Raw genomic sequence first — 19,076 nt, forward strand, 5'->3', positions numbered from 1 at the left:
CTCCCCCCCCCCCCTCCCCCTCCCCCCCCCCCCCTCCCCCCCCCGCCCCCCCCCCCCCCCCCCCCCCTCCCCTCCCCCCCGGCCCCGGATCGTGTGGCACACCGGCACGTGGTAGACGGGGGACGGTCCGGCCAGTTGCTGGAGGAAGTACATCCGCCGCTGGGCGCTGGAGGCCGGGTGTTCCACTGGGTGCTCCTATTCGGTGGGGAGGGCGCCATGAGCGGCGAGGAAGGAGAGCGTCGCCTCGCGGGTGCGCGGGTCCCGCAGGAGCGAGGCGCGATCGCACGGCACCCGCACATCGCCTCCGGGTGTGTCGGCCGACACGATGTTCAGCACGGGTCCGGCCGGCGTCGGCCGGGGCGTGTGCAGGGCGACGAGCAGGTGGTTCAGCCAGTCCAGGCAGGAGACGGTCAACTGGACGGCCAGCGCCTCGGCTTCGGCGGGCGCGCAGCCGTCGCCGCGCAGGGCGTGCGACACATGCCCGACCAGGTTGCGGCGCGCGGTGGTGAGGAAGCGCTCCGGACGGTCCACCAGCAGGGTAAGTTCCCCGGCCTCCGGTGCCGCCGCTCGCGCGCCCAGCTGGGCCAGGGTGTCCCGGTAGGCGTCGAGCACGGTCGCGGCGGTCACGGGCTCGGCGTCGAAGAGGACCAGGGGCGGCCGGCGGCCGGCCAGGGCGAGGCGGCCGGCCAGCGCGTCGGCGAGCGGGGCCGAGGCGCAGTAGGCCAGCACCGCGCGGCACTGCCCCTCGGGGCGGCGCGCGAGGAGTTCCGCCAGATAGCCGGCCGCGTCGGCGGTGGTGGGCAGCGGTGTGCGCAGCACCTCCTCCTGGCGCAGCCCGGTCTCGTCGGTGAGCCCGAGTTCGTCCACCCGCGCCTCCAGGCGGAAGCCCGGATAGTCCAGCACGAGCAGCGGGGCCTCGCCGCGCGCCGCCACGCCGGTCACCACGGGAACCTGGTGCGGGCGAAGGGATAGCCGGGCAGCGGCGCGCGCGGCCCGGAGCCGGTCAGCGCGGCCCAGTTCAGCCACGCGCCGCGCCGGTACAGCTCGGCCAGCGCGTCGTGGCCGTACGAGAGCCAGCCGCTTCCCGGCAGCACGCGCCGGCCGAGTGTGGCGAGGGCGGCCTGGGGCGCGATCTCCACGAAGTCGCGGCAGCCGGCCGCGCCGAGGTCGCGCAGGGCGGAGTCGAACAGCACGGTGAACCGGGCCTGCCGGGTGAGGAAGTCCGGGTCCGGGGTGGAGCCGGCCGGGAGCAGTTCGCCGTAGGCCGGGCTGGCCAGCGGGATGCGCAGCGGCCGCCAGTCCAGGCGGTCGGCCTCGGCGGCGAGTTCGCCGAGGACCGGGTCGAGCAGGGCCGAGTGGAAGGCGGTGGTCGCGGCCAGCCGGCGGTGCGGGACCTTCCGCCGGTCGAGCCAGGACTCGGCGCGGCCCACGGCCCCTTCCGTGCCGGAGAGCACATGGGCGGTGGGTGTGTTGATCGCCGCCAGGTCGCAACCCGCCGCGGCCGCCGCGTCCAGCGCCAGATCGAGCGGGGCGACGAGGGCGAGCATGGCTCCGGGCCCGGTGGACCGGGTCAACCGGTCGCGGACCGCCGCGAAGCGGACGGCGTCCGCCACGGTCAACGCTCCGGCGACACAGAGGGCGGCCAGTTCGCCGAGGCTGTGCCCTATGGCGTAGTCCGGTTCCACACCCGCCGAGCGCCACAGCCGGGCCATGGCCAGCTGGTACACCAGGTGCTCGACCTGCGGATGGCCGAGCAGTTCGCGGTGGGCCGTGACCACCGACCGGAACTCCGGGTGCGCGCGGTGGCGCTCCAGGTCCACCGGGCCGCCGCCCTGCCCGGAGAACGCGAAGGCGAGGGGACCGAGCGGGGCGGGGGCGGCGGGCGGCCGGGCCGTCAGCGGGTCCAGTGCCCGCGCGAGGTCGGCGGCGGTCCGGCCGGACACCGCGATCCGGCAGGCGTGGTGCGGCCGGCCCAGGGCGAGGGTCCGGGCCACGTCACCGGCCGGGAGGCCGTCGTGCCCGGACAGCCGGTCCCGGAGCAGGCGGCCGAGGCGGCGCAGCGACTCCGGGTCGGGGGCGCTGAGCGGCACCAGTGCCTCGTCCGGGTCCGCGCTCCCGCTCCCGGCGCCGGGGCGGGGGCGGGGCGGCTCCTCCAGGACGATATGGGCGTTGGTGCCGCCGAACCCCAGGGCGCTCACCCCCGCGCGTCGGGGCGTGGCGCCCGCCGGCCACGGCGCGTGCCGGGTGAGGAGGGTGAACGGGCTGTCCCGCCACGGCAGTCGGGGGTGCGGCTCGGTGACGTTGACGGTGGGCACCAGTTCGCCGTGGGCGAGCATCAGGACGGTCTTGATCAGGCCGGCCATCCCGGAGCAGGTGTCGAGGTGGCCGACGGAGGGTTTGACCGAGCCCAGGGCGCAGCGGTCCGCGCGCCGGCCGTCCGCGGACAGGGCCCCCGAGAGGGCCTGGAACTCGGCCGGGTCGCCCACCTCGGTGCCGGTGCCGTGGGCCTCGACGTAGCCGATGGTCTCCGGGGCGGCGCCGGCCCGCGCGAGGGCCTGGCGGACCACCTCGGCATGGCCGCGCACGGAGGGGGCGGTGAAGCCCGGTTTGGCCCGGCCGTCGTTGTTGACCGCCGATCCGAGGAGGACCGCGTGCACCGTGTCGCCGTCCGCCAGCGCCCGGTCCAGGCGCTTGAGCAGGACGACGGCCACCCCGTCGCCCCCGACGGTGCCGTCCGCCTCCGCGTCGAAGGCGCGGGGGACTCCGCTCTCGGAGAGGATGTACCCGGGGCCGGGCCGGTAGTCCGGAACCGGGGTGTAGCGGACGGCCGCGGCGCCGGCGAGCGCGAGGTCGGCGTCTTCGGTCAGCACTGCCTGGGCCGCCAGGTGCACCGCGACCAGGGAGGTGGAGCAGGCCGTCTGGACGGTGACGGCGGGTCCGGTCAAGCCCAGATGGTAGGCGACCCGCGTGGCCAGGAAGTCCCCCTGCCCGCCGATCAGGTCGCCGATCGCCTCGACCGGGTCGTCTGTCGCCTCGACCGGTTCGTCGGTCGCCTCGGCCGGGTCGTCCGTGGCGGCGGCCCGGCTGTGGTACGGCGGCTGCGGGCCGTAGAGGTTCATGCCGCTGCCGGCGTAGACGCCGATCCTGGTGTCCTGGGCGGTCTGCGCGTAGCCGCCGTCCTCCAGCGCGTGGTAGCAGCACTCCAGCAGCAGGCGGTGCGCGGGGTCGGTCCGCCGCGCCTCCTTGGGGGTGATCCCGAAGAAGCCGGCGTCGAAGGCGTCGGCGTCGGCCACCGGCTCCCCCACGGTGCAGACGCCGGTGCGCAGGTTGTGCCAGAACTCGCCGATGTCGCGGGCGCCGGGGAAGCGCGCGGCCATGCCGATGACGGCCACCCGGCGGTCCTCGGCGGGTCGTGCCGGGGCGCCTGCCGGGGCATGCGACGCCGGCGGCGCGGACGTGGTTGCGGGCGCCTGCGAGCCGCCCGCCACCGGAGCGCCGTCCGCCACCGGGGTGCCGGCGGTGGGCCGCACCGGCGCGGGCTCGTCGGCACCGGCGAGGTAGCGGGCCAGCGCGGCGATCGTGTAGTGCTCCGTGAGGGCGGCGAGCGGGATCGTCCGGCTCAGGGCCTTCTCCAGGCGGATGCGCAGCCTGGTCGTCATGAGCGAGGTCAGTCCCAGCTCCTGGAAGGGCGTGTCCTCGTCGGCGGGACGGCCCAGGAGCGCGGTCACGGCCTCCTGGACCGCCGCGCGCGCCGGGCTCATGCCGGGTCTCCGAAATGGGCGGCCAGGGCACGGATCGTGGGCGCTTCCAGGAAGCGGGTCATCGGTACCCTGCTGCCCAGTTCGCCGCGGACCCGTTCGAGCATCCGGACGGCGTTCAGCGAGTTGCCCCCCACCTCGAAGAAGGGCGCGTCCACCGGGAGTTGGTCGGCGCCCAGCTCCAGACACCAGAGCCGGTGCACCACTTCCTCGGTCTCCGTGGCCGGCGACCGGTCGGCCGGCACCTTCTCCGCCTCGGGCTCCAGCCGGGCGAGGCGGGTGCGGTCGAGCTTTCCGTTGGCGCCCACCGGCAGCCGGTCCAGCAGGACCCACGCCTCGGGGATCAGGTGGCCCGGCAGGGTCTCGGCCAGCCTCCCCCGCAGCGCCGAGGTCCAGTCCGGCACCTGCTCGCGCAGCACGACGTAGGCCACCAGCCGGGGTTCCGGCTCGGTGCGGGCCAGCACCGCCGCCTCGGCGACCTCGGGCAGCCGGCTCAGCGCCGCCTGTGCCTCGCCGGGCTCGGTCCGCTGGCCGCGGATCTTGATCTGGTCGTCGATCCGGCCGACGTACTCGAGTTCGCCGTCGCGGTTCTGGCGGACCAGATCGCCGGTGCGGAAGAAGCGCCGCCCGTCCGCGGCCGTCACGAAGCGTTCGGCGGTCCGCTCCTCGTCGCCGAGGTAGCCGGCCGCGACCGGTGCGCCGCCGATGAGCAGTTCCCCCGCGACGCCGGGCGGCACCGGCCGGCCGTGGGCGTCCTCGATCCGCAGTACGGCGCCGGTGACGGGGCGGCCGATCGGCGGCTCCGTCCCGCCGTCCGGGTCGACGAGGTGCGAGGTGACGATGACGGACGCCTCGGTCGGCCCGTACTGGTGGTGGAGCCTGGTCTCCGGCTGGGCGGCCAGGAACCGGGTGAGCGCCGGCACCAGCCGGACCTGCTCGCCGGCCGAGAACACCTCGCGCAGCGAGGGCATCGGACCGGCCGTGTCCAGCAGGGCGGCCAGCGGGGTGAACGGCATGCACAGCCGCTGCACGCCGTGGCGGCGGATCACCTCGGCCACCTCGGCCGGCTCGTAGCGGACCGCGTCGTCGAGGAGGACCAGTGCGGCGCCGCCGGCCAGGGTGGTGAAGATCTCCTGCACGCTGACGTCGAACCCCGGCGAGGTCCACTGCAGGGTCCGCAGCGGCTCGTGGGCGGCCAGCTGCCAGCGCACCAGGTTGACCGGCCCCCGGTGCGGTACGGCGACCGCCTTGGGGGTGCCGGAGGAGCCGGAGGTGTAGAGGCAGTACGCGAGGGAGTCGGGGTCCACCGCGATCGCGGGCGGTGTGTCCGGCAGGTCCTCGTCGGTGCCGGTGTCGGTCAGCACCAGCACGGCGCGGCTGTCGTCGATCATCAGCCGGCGCCGCGGGGCGGGCAGCGCGGGATCGATCGGCACGTACGCGGCACCGCACTTGAGCACCGCGAGCAGGGCCGTGATCAGTCCCGTCCCGCGCGGCAGGCAGACGCCGACGGTGTCACCCGGCGTCACGCCGTCGCGGATCAGCCGGTGGGACAGGCGGTTGGCGGCGGCGTCGAGCTGGGCGTAGGTCATCGAGGCGCCGTCGCCGACGAGCGCGGGACGGTCCGGTGCCGTCGCGGCGGCCCGCTCGAACAGCTCGTGCAGGCAGGCCGGTTCGGCGGTGCCGGCCGGGCCCTCGCGGTCGGCGAGCGCCCGCTCGTCCCGCGCGATCAGCCCGGACAGACCGGAGAGCGGGGTGCCGGGCCGCCGGACGGCCTGGCGCAGCAGGTCCTCGACGTACTCCAGCAGCCGGGCGACGGTGTCCCGGTCGAACAGCCCGGCGTCGTACTCCGCGGTGCAGCGGACGCCGCCCGGATGCGCGGTGAGGTAGAGCGTCAGATCGAACGGCGCCTGCGCGCGGGGCACGTCGAGGAGGCGGGCGGTGAGACCGGTCCCGCCGAACTGCGCCGGCTGTTCCTCCTCGTACTCCACCAGCACGGTGAACAGCGGGTTGACGCCCGCGACGCGCTCGGGATTCACCGTCTCCACCACCAGGTCGAACGGGACGTCCTGGTGGTCGATCGCGCCCATCACCGAGCCCCGCACCCGGCGGAACAGCTCGGCGAACGAGGGATCGCCGGACAGGTCCAGGCGGACGGCCGCGGTCTCCACGAACATGCCGACCAGATCCTCGGTGCCGGCCGGCCGGTTGGTCACGGCGGTGCCGAGGACGACGTCCTCCGTGCCCCCGAACCTGCCCAGCACCGAGCCGACGGCGCCGAGCAGGGCGGTGAACGGCGTCCCGCCGAGCGAGCGGCTCAGGGCACGGATCTCACGGGCCAGCGCGGCGTCCAGCTCGTGCACCAGGCTCGCGCCGGTGGCCGGAGCGCCGTCCGGGGCCGAAGCACCCACGGTGGCTGAAACGCCGTCGGTGGCCGAAGCCACGCCGGTCGTCGAAGCCGCGCCAGGGACCGGAGCCGTGCCGGGGGCCGGGGCGGTACCCGTGGCCGAAGCCGCGCCGGTGGCGGGAGCGGAGCCGCGAGGGCGGTCGAAGGGCAGCCGCAGCGGTGGCGCGTCGGCCAGTGTGAGCTTCCAGTACTCCAGGCTCTCGGCGGTGGGGCGGGTGCGGGGCCGCCAGGGGCCCTCGATCTCCGGGAGGCCTCCGGGCTCACCTCGGTAGTAGGCGGCCAGGTCGCGGCAGAACACGGCGGTGGACAGCGAGTCGAAGACGATGTGGTGGGCCACCAGGTACAGCAGGTGGCGTTCCCGCCCCAGCCTGGCCAGCCGGACCCGCCACAGCGGTCCTTCGGCCAGGTCGAAGGCGGGAGCGCCGGCCGTGCGGTGGAGCTCTCCGACGGCCTGCTCGTCCGTGCTGCCGGTGAGGTCCACCTCCGGGCACTCCGGCTCGAACACGGGACGGACGAGCTGCCGCAGCCCGTCGTCGCCGTCCTGGAAGACCGTCCGCAGCGCGGGATGCCGGGCCGCCACGCCGCGCAGGGCCTCGCGCAGGGCGGACACGTCCAGCGGGCCTTCGAGCAGCAGCGCCTTGGGCTCGTGGTGGACGGTCCGCCCCGGATACATCCGGTCCAGCAACCACATGCGCTGCTGCGCGGGCGACGCCGGTACGGTCTGCACCGGCACGTCGGCCTGCACCGACACGGCGGTCTCCACTGGCATTTCAGCCCGCACCGGCACCTCGGTCCGCACCGGCACCCCGGCCTGCACCGGCGCCCCGGCCGCGGGCCCGGCGTACCCGTCCTTGAGTGCGGCGAGGTGCGGCAGCGCGGCCAGCATCCGGTCGCCGGGGAGGCCGAAGTCGATGAAGCAGCCGATCTCGTCCGCGCCGGCGCGCACCAGGGCGTCCAGCACCGGGCGCACCCCCTCCGGCGTGCCGATCAGCGCCCGGCTCTCGCAGTAGCGCCGGTAGGCCCGGCCGAGCAGGAAGTCGACGTCGTCGGCGTGGGTCCGGGCGAGATCGACGTCGATGCCGAGGCTGTTCATCGTGTTGTCGAACAGCGAGAGCGAGGAGCGCAGATACCCGCAGAAGGGCTCGTACGCCTGCGCCCGCACCCGTTCCTGGTCCTCGCCCAGGTAGGTGTGGACGAGGACGACGACGCGCCCCTCCTCCGGCGCCAGCCCGTGTTCCGCCCTGGTCTTGCGGTAGAGCGCGATGTTCGCCGCCAGTTGTTCCACGCTCTGCTGCATCAGATTGGTCACCACGCCGAGCCCCTCCCGCGCGGCCCGCTCGTAGCTGGCCGGGTTGGAGAGGACCGCGACGAAAAGCGGCGGCTCCTGCTGCACGGGCCGGGGGGTGAGGCGCACCTCGACCGGCTCGCCGCTGCCGGAGCGGGCGGGGAGCCCTTCACCGGCCCACAGCCGCCGCACCGTCGCCAGCCTCTCGTACATCTCCTCGCGCTGGCGGCCGTAGGTCTCCGGTGCCAGCACGAAGTCGTTGGCGTGCCAGCCGCCCGCCACGCACAGACCGGCACGGCCGCCGGAGAGGTTGTCGACGACCGACCACTCCTCGGCCACCCGGACCGGGTGGTGCAGCGGCAGGACGACCGAGCCGGCGTGCAGGCGGATGGACGTGGTCCGGGTGGCCAGGGCCGCGGCCAGCACGGAGGGGTTGGGGAACAGGCCGCCGAAGGAATGGAAGTGGCGCTCGGGGAACCACAGCGTGTGGAAGCCGTGGGTGTCGCCGAACTCGGCGGCCTCGATCAGGTCGCGGTACCGGCCCGTGTGGTCGCCCTCGGGGTAGTTCCCGAAGAAGTAGAGACTGAAGTCGACGGCTCCGGCGGGCGGCCGGGCGGCGGACGTGCCGCCGGGGTCCGGGGAGCCGCCGGGGTCCGGGGAGCCGCCGGGGTCCGGGGAGCCGCCGGGGTCCGGGGAGCCGCCGGCCAGCCGCCTGGCCAGCTCGCGGACCGTCAGCTCGTCCTCGAACAGCTCGCGCACCGGGACCCGCACCCCGAACCGGTCGTGCGCCTTCCTGGTGAGCGCGAGCAGGCTGAGCGAATCGCCGCCCAGGGCGACGAGCGAGCGGTCGGGGTCGACCGCCGGCACGGGGATGCCGAACTGGACCGCGACCAGGGCGCGGACCGCGTTCAGGACCTCAACCATGGTGGTTCTCTCCTCAGGAGGTGCGGCGCCAGAACGCGCCGAGGCCGTCGATGTCCTCGATCTCGTCCCGCACGCCGTGCCGCAGACGCCAGTCGTGCACGGCTTCCCGGCAGACGGGGATGTGGTAGTCGTCGACGATCACGAAGCCGCCCGGCGACAGCTTGGGGTACAGCGTCTCCAGCGTCTGGAACGTGGAGTCGTACAGGTCGCTGTCGAGCCGCAGCACGGCCAGCCGCTCGATGGGGGCACCGGGCAGCGTCTCGTGGAACCAGCCCGGCAGGAAGCGGACCTGGTCGTCGAGCAGGTCGTAGCGCTCGAAGTTCCGCCGCACGGTGGGCAGATCGACCGCGATCGCGTCGTTGTGGTGGTGCGTGGCCAGTTCCCGGTCGCCGTGGTGGCTCGACTCGTCCGGCACCGGCATGCCCTGGAAGGAGTCGGCGACCCAGACCTGGCGGTCCTCCACGCCGTGGGCGCGCAGGACGGCGCGCATGAAGATGCACGCCCCTCCCCGCCAGACTCCGGTCTCGATGAGGTCGCCGGGTACGCCGTCGGCCAGGACCCGCTCGACGCAGTGCTGGATGTTGTCGAGGCGGAGCAGCCCGATCATGGTGTGGGCCGTGCTGGGCCAGTCCACGCCCAGGCGACGGTTGAGGGAGTCGTAGGCGGTCGCCGGGGACCAGGGGGCGGGGATCGGCGGGTCCTCGTAGATGGTGTTGGACAGCACCTTCTTCATGAGGTCGAGGTACAGGTCACGGGTCTGTGCGTGCATCGTCACTCCCTTGCGGCGCTGCTGGGGCCCTCGCTCAGCAGCCGGGCGAGGCCGCGCACGGTGGGCGCGGCGAGAAAGTCCCGGAGGTCGATCCGGCCCCGGTGGCGGTCCTGGAGCCGGGCGAGCACCACGGCGGCCGTCAGGGAGCTGCCGCCCAGTTCGAGGAAGTGCTGATCGCGTCCGATGTCCTTCCGGCCGAGCACGGACGACCACACCGAGGACACCATCCGCTCCCACTCGCCCCGCGGGGGTCCGCCCCCGGCCGGCCCGGCCGGCGGGTCCGGCAGGCGGGAGCGGTCGGTCTTCCCGTTCGCGGACAGCGGCAGTTCGGGCACCGCGACCACGTGCCGGGGCACCAGGTACTCGGGCAGCAGCCCGGCGAGGTGTGCGCGGACACCGGTCGGGTCGCCGACCACGTAGGCGACGAGCTGCCGCTCGGCGCCCAACTTCCGGGCGACGACGGCGCATTCGCGTATGGCCGGGTGCTGTCCCAGCACCGCCTCGACCTCGCCGGGGTCGACCCGGTGGCCGCGGATCTTGACCTGGTCGTCCGCCCGGCCGAGGTATTCGAGCGTCCCGTCGGTTCGTCGGGCGACCAGGTCGCCGGTCCGGTAGGCGAGGCCCGTGGACCACTCGACCGGGACGAAGCGGCGTCCGGTCAGCTCCGGGTCGTTGAGATAGCCGACCGAGACGCCGGCCCCCGCGAGCCACAACTCGCCGTCGATCACACGGGCTTCGCAGCCGGGGATCGGGCGGCCGATCGGCGGCGAGTCGGGCCACTGCTCGGGCGGCCCGGTGAGGGTGTGCGCGGTGACCACGTGGGTCTCCGCCGGGCCGTAGTGATTGTGCAGCCGGCAGCCGGGCAAGGCCGCGAAGAACCGGCGCAGTTGGGGGGTGACGCGCAGGGCCTCCCCCGCCGCGGCGACCTCGCGCAGCGAGCGCGGGTAGCGGCCCGTGTGCGCGGCGACCTCGGCGAGGCGGAGCAGCGCGACGGGCGGTATGAACAGCCGCTCGATCCGCCACTCGTCGAGCAGTTCCGCCAGCCGGACCAGGTCCCGGCGCTCGTCCTCGGTCGGCAGGTACAGCGGACCGCCGCCGCACCAGGCGGTCAGGGCCTCCTGGACGAAGACGTCGAAGCCGAGCGGTGCGAACTGAAGGGTCCGCAGCGGCCCGGCACCGGTGCTCGCCAGGGTCCAGGCCACCAGGTTGTCCAGGCCCCGGTACGGCATCCCGATCGCCTTCGGGGTGCCCGTGGAACCGGAGGTGAAGACGACGTAGGCCAGTTGTTCCCGCTGGGCGGGGGCCGGAGCCCCGGCGGGGCGGGCGGGCCTCAGCCGCAGTCCCGCGGTGACGACGAACCGCGCCCCGCTGTCCTCGCGCATCCGCCGGATCCGGGCCCGCGGATAGGCGGGGTCGAGGACGCAGAAGGCGCCGCCGGCCAGCATCGTGCCCAGCACCGCGACGGGCAGTTCCGCGGTGCGTCCGGTGTGGACGGCGACCACCTCGCCGGGCTGAAGGCCAGCCGCGGTCAGCCGGTCCGCGAGCCGCCGCGCCCGCTGCCACAGCCGGGCCCGGCTCAGGCGGCCGTCCGCGGCCACCACGGCGACGGCCCCCGGCCGCTCGCGCGTACGGTCGCGTATCAGTTCCAGAACTCGTTCCATCTGCCGCTGCTCCTGACGCGGGTCCATCCGGGACGCCCGGCGCTCCGCATCACATCAGCGCGCTGTTCCGCGCCGGTACCACGGCGGTTCCGGCCGCTGACGGCCGCTGACGGCCGCGTTGATCGGCACGTAGAACAGGCATAGATCGGCGTCTGCGACGCTCTGGCCCGACCCCGATCGCGGTACCGCGACTGTCAGAGAATCGGAAGTGCGCACATGGCACATCGTGACAAGGTGGAAGCAGTCCCCCGCGCGGACGTGCACGACGTCGAGTTCAAGGTGCTCGGTCCGCTGGAGATCTGGAGCGGGGCGGGCCGGGTGAATCCGGGCGGTGCCAAGCAGCGTCAGGTCCTGGCGACCCTGCTGCTGTGTGCCAACCGGGTGACCCCCATCTCCCGCCTGGTCCAGGCGGCCTGGGGGGAGGAGATGCCGATCACCGCCGCCAACCAGGTCCGCAAGATGGTGTGGGACCTTCGGCGCAAGCTGCCGGCGGGCGGCCGGATCATCACCGAGCCGCCCGGCTACCGGCTGGTGCTGCGGGACGACCAGTTGGACGCCCGGCGGTTCGAGACGCTGCTCGCGCGCGGTGAGGCGGCGGCCGCCGAGGGCGACGCCCCGGCGGCGATCACCCACTTCGGGTCGGCGCTGGAACTCTGGCGGGGTCAGGCGCTCGCCGGGATGACCGGCTCGGTGCTCACCTGCGCCGGCCGTGACCTCGACGAGCGCCGGCTGGTGGCCACCGAGCGCTGGATCGACCTGCGGCTCTCGTGCGGCGAGGCCCGCTCCCTGGTGCCGGTCCTTCAGTCGCTGGTCGACGAGCACCCGCTGCACGAGACGCTCCGCGAACGGCTGATGCTGGCCCTCTACCGCATCGGCCGGCGCGCCGAGGCGCTCGACGCGTTCGCGCAGGGGCGCGCCGAGCTGCTCGAACTCGGCATCGATCCGGGCGCCGCGCTGGCCCGGTTGCAGGAGCGGATCCTGAACGACGATCCGGGCCTGCTGCTTCCCGAGCGGGGCAGGGCCGCCGAGAGCGGCCGGGAGACCGCCGTCGTCACGGCGCCCGAGCCGGCCCCGCCCGTCCACGGCATGCTGCCCTACGACCTGCCGGACTTCACCGGCCGGCAGGAGGAACTGGACGCGCTGGCCCGGCTGGCGGCCGGCGTCTCGGCCGAGGCGCCCACCCTGGTCACCGTCAACGGCATGCCCGGCGTCGGCAAGACGGCCCTCGCGGTGCGCGCCGCCCACCGGCTGGCCGGCGCGTTCCCCGACGGCCAGCTCTTCGTCGACATGCGGGGGTTCACCCGCGCGAGCGAGCCGCTGCCGCCGGCCGACGCGCTGCGCCGGCTCCTGGTCTCGCTCGGGGAACCGGCGCGGGACATCCCGGACGACGTCGACGGCCGCCTGGCCATGTGGCGCATGCGGGTGGCCGGGCGGCGCGTCCTGCTGGTGCTGGACAACGTGGGCGACACGGCCGCGATCCGGCCGCTGCTGCCCAGCACCGGCGGCTGCATGGTCCTGGTGACCAGCCGGGTGATGATCAACGACCTGGACGGCGCGGTGCCGCTGTCGGTCGGACCCCTGCCGGAGCAGGACGCGACCGATCTGCTGGCCAAGATCATCGGCGGGCGGCGGATGGACGACGCGGAGCAGGCGCGCACCCTGGTGAGCCAGTGCGGCCGGCTTCCGCTGGCCGTGCGGATCATGGGGACCCGGCTCAACCACCGCCGCTCCTGGAACCTGGCGTACGCGACCTGGCGGTTGCGCCGGGAGAACCTGCGCCTCCAGGAGCTGACGCTGGCCGACCGGGGCGTCGCCGACGAGCTGCTGCTCTCGTACCGCCGGCTGCGGCCCGCTCAGCAGCGGATGCTGCTGAGCCTGGGCACCGCCCCCGCCGGCGGGTTCGACAGCCGTGCCGCCGGGAGCCTCGCCGCCGTCCCGGTCGCGCGGGCGGAGGAACTCCTGGAGGAACTGGTCGACGCCTGTCTGCTCCTCCCCCAGCCCACCCCCGGCCGGTATCACCTGCACGAGCTGGTACGGGCCTTCGCCCTCGCGCGGGCCACCGAGCCGGGGCCCGACGCGGCCCCGGTGCCCGCCGCCGCGCACCTGCCGGGGCCCGGCCGGCCCGAGTGCCGCTGTGCCTGAGCCAAGCGCCTCCTTCAGCGGGCCGCCACCGGGTCGCGGAACAGGGTGAGCCGCGGCACCCCGGCGGCCGGGCAGTCCAGCCGGGCCGTGCCGCCGACCGGCAGGGTGCACATCGGGTCGGTGTGCCCCAGGTCGAAACCGGCGGCGACCGGAAGCTGGTCGGGCAGGCACATCCGCAGCACCTCGTCGTGGTCGGCGAACCCGGAGGGCGTCTTGCCCGGAGAGTTCACCCGGCTGACCAGTACTCCGCTCGCGCGCCGGAAGACGCCCGCGAGCCGGAACTGCTCCAGCCGGGCCCAGAGTTCGTCCGGTGCCATGCCGTCGATCTCCAGGAAGACCAGTGAGCCGTCCGCGGGCTCGGGCCACAGGGAGGTCCCGAGCAGCAGACCGAGCACGAGGAGCGAGCCGCCCCACAGCGGCCCGGCCGCCTCGCCCGGCCGCAGGGTGCGGGTCCGCTGTCCGCCGCTGTTGCCCTGCCTGCGCCGGGTGTCCTCGCGGTCCCAGAAGAGGTTTTCGTCCGACCACTCGGCCGCGGCACCGACGGTCCGCTCGCGCCAGTCGTGCGCCCGGCCGAGCACCTGGTCGAACTCGGTGAGGGTCTGCTCCCAGGGCCCGTCGGCCTCGCCCCATTCGGAGACGGCCATCGGCCCGTGGAAGGCGACCAGTCCGGACCGCTGGGGGATCAGGTTGACCAGCGATGTCAGGTCGCTGTAGCCGACCAGCGGTTTGGCGGCCCGGCCGATGTGCCCGAAGTCCAGGTGGGGCAGGACCGGCGTGAGGGTCCAGCCACCGACGGCGGCGATCACACCGTCGGTCTCCTCCAGCATGGTGTGCAGTTCCTCCGCGACGGCCTCGGGACGCAGGGTGCCCGCTCCCTCGGCCGACCGGCAGGTCTCCCCGGCGACGACGGTGTACCCCTGGGCCCGCAGCGCGCTCAGCCCCCGTGCGAAACGCCGCGGGAACAGCACCGGCGCGGGGCAGCTCGGCGCCCATACACCGAGCCGGGCGCCGGCCGGCAGCAGGGCGGGCCATCGGGTGGTCGTCGCGGTCGTCATCGGCTCACTCCGGTCGTCTCGGTCGTCGCGGGTGCCGCGGGCATCTCGGGCGTCTCTGGCGTTTCGGGTATATCGGTCATCTCGGGCGTGCGGCCCGGCTGCCGCGTCCATTCCTCGCGGCCACGCCGGGCCAGGTGCTCGCGCAGGTCCGCCGGTGACAGCCGGCGGGGCGGTTCGGCGGCGGCCCGGTGGGTCCGCAGCTCCAGGTCCCCCTCGCCCGGTCCGCTCACGACCACCCGCCAGGGGACGCCGACGGCGTCGGCGAAGCGCATGCGCGCGCCGAACGAGGCGCCGTTGCGGTCGTCCAGCACGGCGGGGACGCCGCGGCGCAGCAGGTCCGTGTAGACCAGGTCCGCCGCCTCGGCCGCACCGGCCGACCGGCCCTGCGCCGTCACCAGCACGTCGAACGGTCGTACGGCGGCCGGGAGCGCGACGCCGTCGGGGGTCCGGTGCTGCTCCAGCAGGGCCAGCACGCACCGCTGGATGCCGAGGCCGTAGGTGCCCATCACCGGCACCCGTATCCGGTTGTCCGCGTCGCGGAACCGGACGTCGAACTTCTCCACGTGCTCGTAGCCGTACCCCATGGCGATGCCGCCCTGCGGCAGGGCGTCCTCGGGCGTGGTCGGCCGGGAGGCGTCCCGGTGGTAGGGGATGGTCCGGTTGCGCGGCCGGTCTCCCCGCGCGTAGGGGAAGATGAACTCGAAGCCGCCCGTGGTCTCGTCGCTGACCAGCTCCGCCCGCAGGCCGAGCGCGTCCAGCACCGCGCGCAGCGTCTCCTGAGCGTGCCGGGCGCTGCGCAGGTAGCCCTCGTGGTCGGCGTCCAGGCTGGCGAACAGGCAGCACTGGAACTGCCGGGAGTTGTAGATGCCCTGCGGCCGGTCGCGGAACCGGAAGATCTCCCGGAACTCGAACAGCCGCATCGGCAGCTGCCGGTGGGAGCCGAGCCCGGAGCGGCCGAGGTAGGCCAGCAGGGGCTCCTCGCTGGTGGCGGAGAGCGTGTACTGGTCGAACGGCTCCGCGAACCGGATGAGTTCACCGGCGTACTTCTCCAGCCAGCCGGCCGGCGCCACCGTGTCGATGCGGCTCACGGCCGGCCCGCGGAACTCGGCGTACCCGGCGAGTTCCATCTCCCGGCGCACCACCTGCCGGATGTTGCCGATCAGCCGCTGGCCGACCGGCGAGAACCAGGGGAAACCCGCGTCGGTGAACCGGGCCAGCCCGAGCTGCTGGGGCAGGTCCGCGTCCGCGGCCTCGGGGGGCGGCAGCGGCTGTCCGAGCAGCTCGCCGTGGGGGATTCTGTTCAGTCTCATCGGTACTCCGGCGAAGCGGTGGGTGTCTGATGTCGCGCCAGCACCTGAAGGAGCCGCCAGGGCGGCAGGTACCGCTCGGTCAGGCGGACTCCCAGGTGCGCGAGTGCGTCCTCGACGGCGGCCACGACGGCGGCGGGTGCCAGCACCGCCCCGCCCTCGCCGAGTCCCCGGAACGGCACGTCGCCGGGCCGTTCCGACTCCAGGTGCACGATCTCGACGGGCGGGGTGGTGAGCGTGGTGGGCAGCAGGTAGTCGGTCAGCCCGGCCGACAGCTGGCGGCCGTCCGGGGCGTAGCCGGACCGCTCGTACAGCACGGTCGCGATGCCCTGCGCCGCCCCGCCGCGCAACTGGCCGTCGGCGACTGCGGGGTTGATGATCCGTCCGCTGTCGGTGACGATCAGGTAGCGCCGCACCGCCACGGTCCCCAGGTCCGGGTCGACCTCGACCCAGCAGCAGTGGGTGGCCTCCGCCCAGCCGGTCTCCGCGCCGTCGAACACCTCGGTCACGTCCAGTGCGCCGGCCGCGGTCCCGAAGCGCCGCTCCAGCAGTCCCGGCAGGTCGGTCAGCACGCTGCCGTCGGCGTGGGAGACGATCTTGCCGCCCGTCAGGTCGAGCCGGTGCGCGGGCTGCCCGGCCTCCTCCCCTGCGGCGGTCAGCAGCCGCTCGCGCAGCGTCCGGGCGGCGCGCAGCACCGCCCCGCCCGCCAGCGCCGCCGCCCGGCTGGCCCCCGTTCCGGCGAGGCTGTACGGCACTTCGGCGGTGTCCCCGAAGACGACGTCGATGTCGGCCATCGACAGGCCGAGCGTGGTGGCGGCGATCTGGGACAGCGTGGTCACATGGCCCTGGCCGTGCGGGATCTGGGCGGTCCGGATGGTCAGCCGTCCGCTCGGCGCCAGCACCAGCCGGACCGGTTCGGGGCCCATGTGCGAGCCGACCGCCTCGCTCAGGCTCCACGGGCCGGGCGCGGGTTCGAGCAGTGTGGTGATGCCCAGACCGAGGTAGCTGCCCTCGGCGCGGGCCCGTGCCTGCTGCGCCCGGAAGGCGTTCAGCCCGGCGCGGTCGCGGCCCAGCCGCAGGGTCGAGCCGAGGCGGGGTATGTCGGTCAGCGAGGCGCCGACGACGGTGCGCGGGTCGGGGCCGTCGACGGGCATCAGCCGGCGCAGCCGGTAGTCCGCCGGTTCCTCGCCCAGTTCACGGGCGATCAGGTCCATGGTGCGTTCGGCCGCGAAGGTCGCCATCTCCCAGGGGCCGCGGTACGCCACGTACGGCGTGCGGTTGGTGAGCACCAGCCGGCCGCTGAACTCGTACGCCGGGATGTCGTAGCAGTTGGGCAGCAGGCAGCCCACGAGTCCGACGAAGACGGCGCTGGCGATCGGCGGGACGGGGTAGGCGCCCTGGTCGGTGATCAGGGCGGCGCGCAGCCCCCGGATCGCCCCGTCCCCATCGAGCGCCACCTCGATGTCGATCTCCTCGCCGCGGGCCTGGCCCGCCGCGGTGAGGTGCTCGCGCCGGTCCTCGATCCAGCGGACCGGCCGGCCCAGGCGCATGCTCGCCCAGCACACGGCCACGTCCTCGCGGTACACCCCGCCCTTGATGCCGAACGAGCCGCCCATGTTCGGGGGCACCCGGACCCGGATCAGTTCCGGGTCCAGGCCGAGCACCTGGGCGAGGAAGGCGCGGTGCGAGTTGGGCGACTGGGAGGCGACGTCGTAGCTGAGCCGGCCGGCCGCCGGGTCGAACGCGGCGAGGCCGCCGCGCGCTTCCAGTGGCGCGTTCTGGCAGCGCTCCTGCCGGAGCCGGTGCCGGACCACGCGCGCGGCCCCGGCGAACGCGGCCGCCACGTCGCCGTGGTGCCGGTGCTCGGCGTACAGGACGTTGCCGTCCATCTCGTCGAAGATCGGGGGGTGGTCGCCGTCGGCGGACTTTCTGACGTCCATGACCGGCTCCAGTACCCGGTAGCCGACCGCGACCCGCTCGGCGGCGGCCTCGGCCGTCCGGGCGCTTTCGGCGACGACGAGTGCCACCGGGTCTCCCTCGAAGCGGACCCGCTCGCCCTCCAGCGGGGCGAAGGCGGGCGAGGTGTAGCCGGGCAGGGGGCAGCCGACGGTGATGGACGGCGAGTCCGCCAGGTCGGCGGCGGTGAACACGGCGACCACGCCCGGTGCGGCGAGGGCCGGCGCGACGTCGATCCCGGTGACGCGGGCATGGGCGTGCGGGCTGCGGACGAAGCGGGCGTGGAGCATGCCCGGCACGTCGAGGTCGGCGACGTAGCGGGCGTCGCCGGTGAGGAAGGCGCGGTCCTCCGGGCGCAGGGCACGGCCGCCGATGCCGTCCTGGCCGGGGGCGGCCGGGTGCCGGGGGCGGGGTCCGGCGGGGAAGGTGGCGGCAGCGGTCAGTACGGCGCGGACGATGCTCTCGTACCCGGTGCACCGGCACAGGTTGCCGGCCAGTCGCGTGCGCACCTCCGCCTCGGTGGGGCGGGGGTTCTCGGTGAGCAGCGCGTGGGTCTCCATCAGGAAACCGGCGGCGCAGAATCCGCACTGGAAGGCGTGCTCCGCCCAGAACACCTCCTGGAGGTGGCGCAGCAGCGGGTCCGCCGGGGCGTCCTCGGCCGTACGGATCTCGCTGCCGGCGGCCTGGCCGGCCGGGATCGTGCAGGCGCGGGCGCCGCGGCCGTCGAGCAGCACCGTGCAGGAGCCGCAGACGCCCTCCTCGCAGCCCAGCCGGACGCTCTTGCGCCCATGGCGTTCGCGCAATTCGTCCGCGAGGCTCGTGCCGCCGTCGGCCGGGCGGGGCAGGGCGTCGATCGGCGTGGTGGCGGGCCCGGCGGGGGCGGGCGGCGGGCCGTCCCCGGCCGGCGGGAGCGGGGCGGTGTCGGGCGGGTTCATGAGGCCTCTCGGCGGGCTCGGGCGATCGCGTGGGAGAGGGACCGGCGGGCCAGGATCCGGGCGGCATGCCGGCAGTAGGCGGCGGGCGGCCCGTTGGTCTCCGCCTCGGAGACGTCGAGCGGCACGGTGCCGGCGGCAGCGTCCCCGGCGTGGGCCGGCCGGTCGGTGACGTCGATGACGGCGGGCGCCGACACACGGGTGGAGACGGTCAGTTCGGCGCGCCGCAGTGTCCCGTCGGGTGCCGTCTCGACGACGGCCGCCACACAGGCGACCGGCCGGCCGCCGGTGGGGTGGGCCAGGTCGTGCAGCGCCTGCCCGATCCGTCCCTGGCGCACCGGCACGCGCACGCCGACGACCAGTTCGCCGGGGGCGATTTGCGTGGTGTACCGCCCGGTGATCCAGGACCGCAGGTCGCGGTGGCGGGTGCCGCCGGGACCGGCGAGTTCGACGGTGGCGTCCAACGCCACGGCGGCGGTGAGCAGTTCGGAGCCCGGCGCGGCGAAGGCCAGGGTCCCGCCGAGGGTGCCGCGGTTGCGTACGGCGGGGTGGGCGGTACGCGCGGCGGCCCAGGCGAGCAGCGGGGCCGCGCCGGCGACGCGGGGGTCGCACTCCAGGGTGCGGTGCCGGGTCATCGCCCCGATCCGCAGGTGTCCGGGGGCGGTTGTCAGGTACGACAGGCCGTCGACGCGGCCGAGGTCGACGAGCGTGCGCGCGCTGCGGGCCCGCGCGGCCAGCAGCGGTACCAGGCTCTGGCCGCCGGCCAGGGGGACCGCCTCCTGGTCCGGATCGGCCAGCAGGTCCACCGCGTCCCGCAGCAGCCGCGGCGAGCGGTACTCGGTCAAGGGCAGCTTCACGGACGTCCTCGGGTCGGTCGGCGGGT

General features: G+C 75.0%; 10 protein-coding genes. 1 reads left to right on the top strand and 9 read right to left on the bottom strand.

The annotated features are described in order from the left end of the window. Positions 1–195 precede the first annotated feature (195 nt). Genes AC069R_RS02405 through AC069R_RS02425 form a run of 5 tightly spaced genes read right to left on the bottom strand, consistent with a single transcriptional unit; the run spans position 196 to position 10,801 of the window. The gene (locus AC069R_RS02405; protein WP_478763811.1) at positions 196–945 is read right to left on the bottom strand and encodes a hypothetical protein; all 750 of its coding nucleotides are present in this window, start codon (positions 943–945) and stop codon (positions 196–198) included. Then, positions 939–3,761 carry a type I polyketide synthase gene (locus AC069R_RS02410; protein WP_478763813.1) on the bottom strand — a complete coding sequence of 941 codons (2,823 nt, stop codon included), beginning with the start codon at positions 3,759–3,761 and terminating at the stop codon, positions 939–941. The genes AC069R_RS02405 and AC069R_RS02410 overlap by 7 nt, the downstream gene beginning before the upstream one ends. Then, complete coding sequence (locus tag AC069R_RS02415) at positions 3,758–8,371, bottom strand: MupA/Atu3671 family FMN-dependent luciferase-like monooxygenase (protein ID WP_478763814.1); 4,614 nt, start codon at positions 8,369–8,371, stop codon at positions 3,758–3,760. Before AC069R_RS02415 ends, AC069R_RS02410 begins: the two co-directional genes overlap by 4 nt. Before the next feature lie 13 nt (positions 8,372–8,384). After that, complete coding sequence (locus tag AC069R_RS02420; RefSeq protein ID WP_478763816.1) at positions 8,385–9,140, bottom strand: TylF/MycF family methyltransferase; 756 nt, start codon at positions 9,138–9,140, stop codon at positions 8,385–8,387. 2 nt (positions 9,141–9,142) lie between these two features. Next, on the bottom strand, positions 9,143–10,801 hold the full coding sequence (locus AC069R_RS02425) for a non-ribosomal peptide synthetase (protein WP_478763818.1): 1,659 nt from the start codon (positions 10,799–10,801) through the stop codon (positions 9,143–9,145). A gap of 234 nt (positions 10,802–11,035) precedes the next feature. On the opposite strand from AC069R_RS02425, the gene AC069R_RS02430 reads away from it, so the two are divergent. Next, on the top strand, positions 11,036–12,943 hold the full coding sequence (locus AC069R_RS02430) for an AfsR/SARP family transcriptional regulator (protein ID WP_478763819.1): 1,908 nt from the start codon (positions 11,036–11,038) through the stop codon (positions 12,941–12,943). Positions 12,944–12,957: 14 nt separating this feature from the next. Here AC069R_RS02430 and AC069R_RS02435 read toward each other — a convergent pair whose 3' ends face one another. The 4 genes from AC069R_RS02435 to AC069R_RS02450 are packed head-to-tail and all read right to left on the bottom strand — an operon-like array spanning position 12,958 to position 19,050. Continuing rightward, positions 12,958–13,998 carry an LD-carboxypeptidase gene (locus AC069R_RS02435; RefSeq protein WP_478763821.1) on the bottom strand — a complete coding sequence of 347 codons (1,041 nt, stop codon included), beginning with the start codon at positions 13,996–13,998 and terminating at the stop codon, positions 12,958–12,960. Beyond that, on the bottom strand, positions 13,995–15,308 hold the full coding sequence (locus AC069R_RS02440) for an aminoacyl--tRNA ligase-related protein (RefSeq protein WP_478763823.1): 1,314 nt from the start codon (positions 15,306–15,308) through the stop codon (positions 13,995–13,997). The genes AC069R_RS02435 and AC069R_RS02440 overlap by 4 nt, the downstream gene beginning before the upstream one ends. Next, entirely contained in the window at positions 15,305–18,196 is a 2,892-nt protein-coding gene (locus AC069R_RS02445) for a molybdopterin-dependent oxidoreductase (RefSeq protein ID WP_478763825.1), read from the bottom strand. Before AC069R_RS02445 ends, AC069R_RS02440 begins: the two co-directional genes overlap by 4 nt. Continuing rightward, positions 18,193–19,050: an FAD binding domain-containing protein gene (locus tag AC069R_RS02450; RefSeq protein ID WP_478763827.1), complete on the bottom strand. Its 858-nt coding sequence runs from the start codon at positions 19,048–19,050 to the stop codon at positions 18,193–18,195. Before AC069R_RS02450 ends, AC069R_RS02445 begins: the two co-directional genes overlap by 4 nt. Between the last annotated feature and the right edge of the window lie 26 nt (positions 19,051–19,076).

Source organism: Streptomyces sp. NPDC043952 (assembly GCF_056435325.1).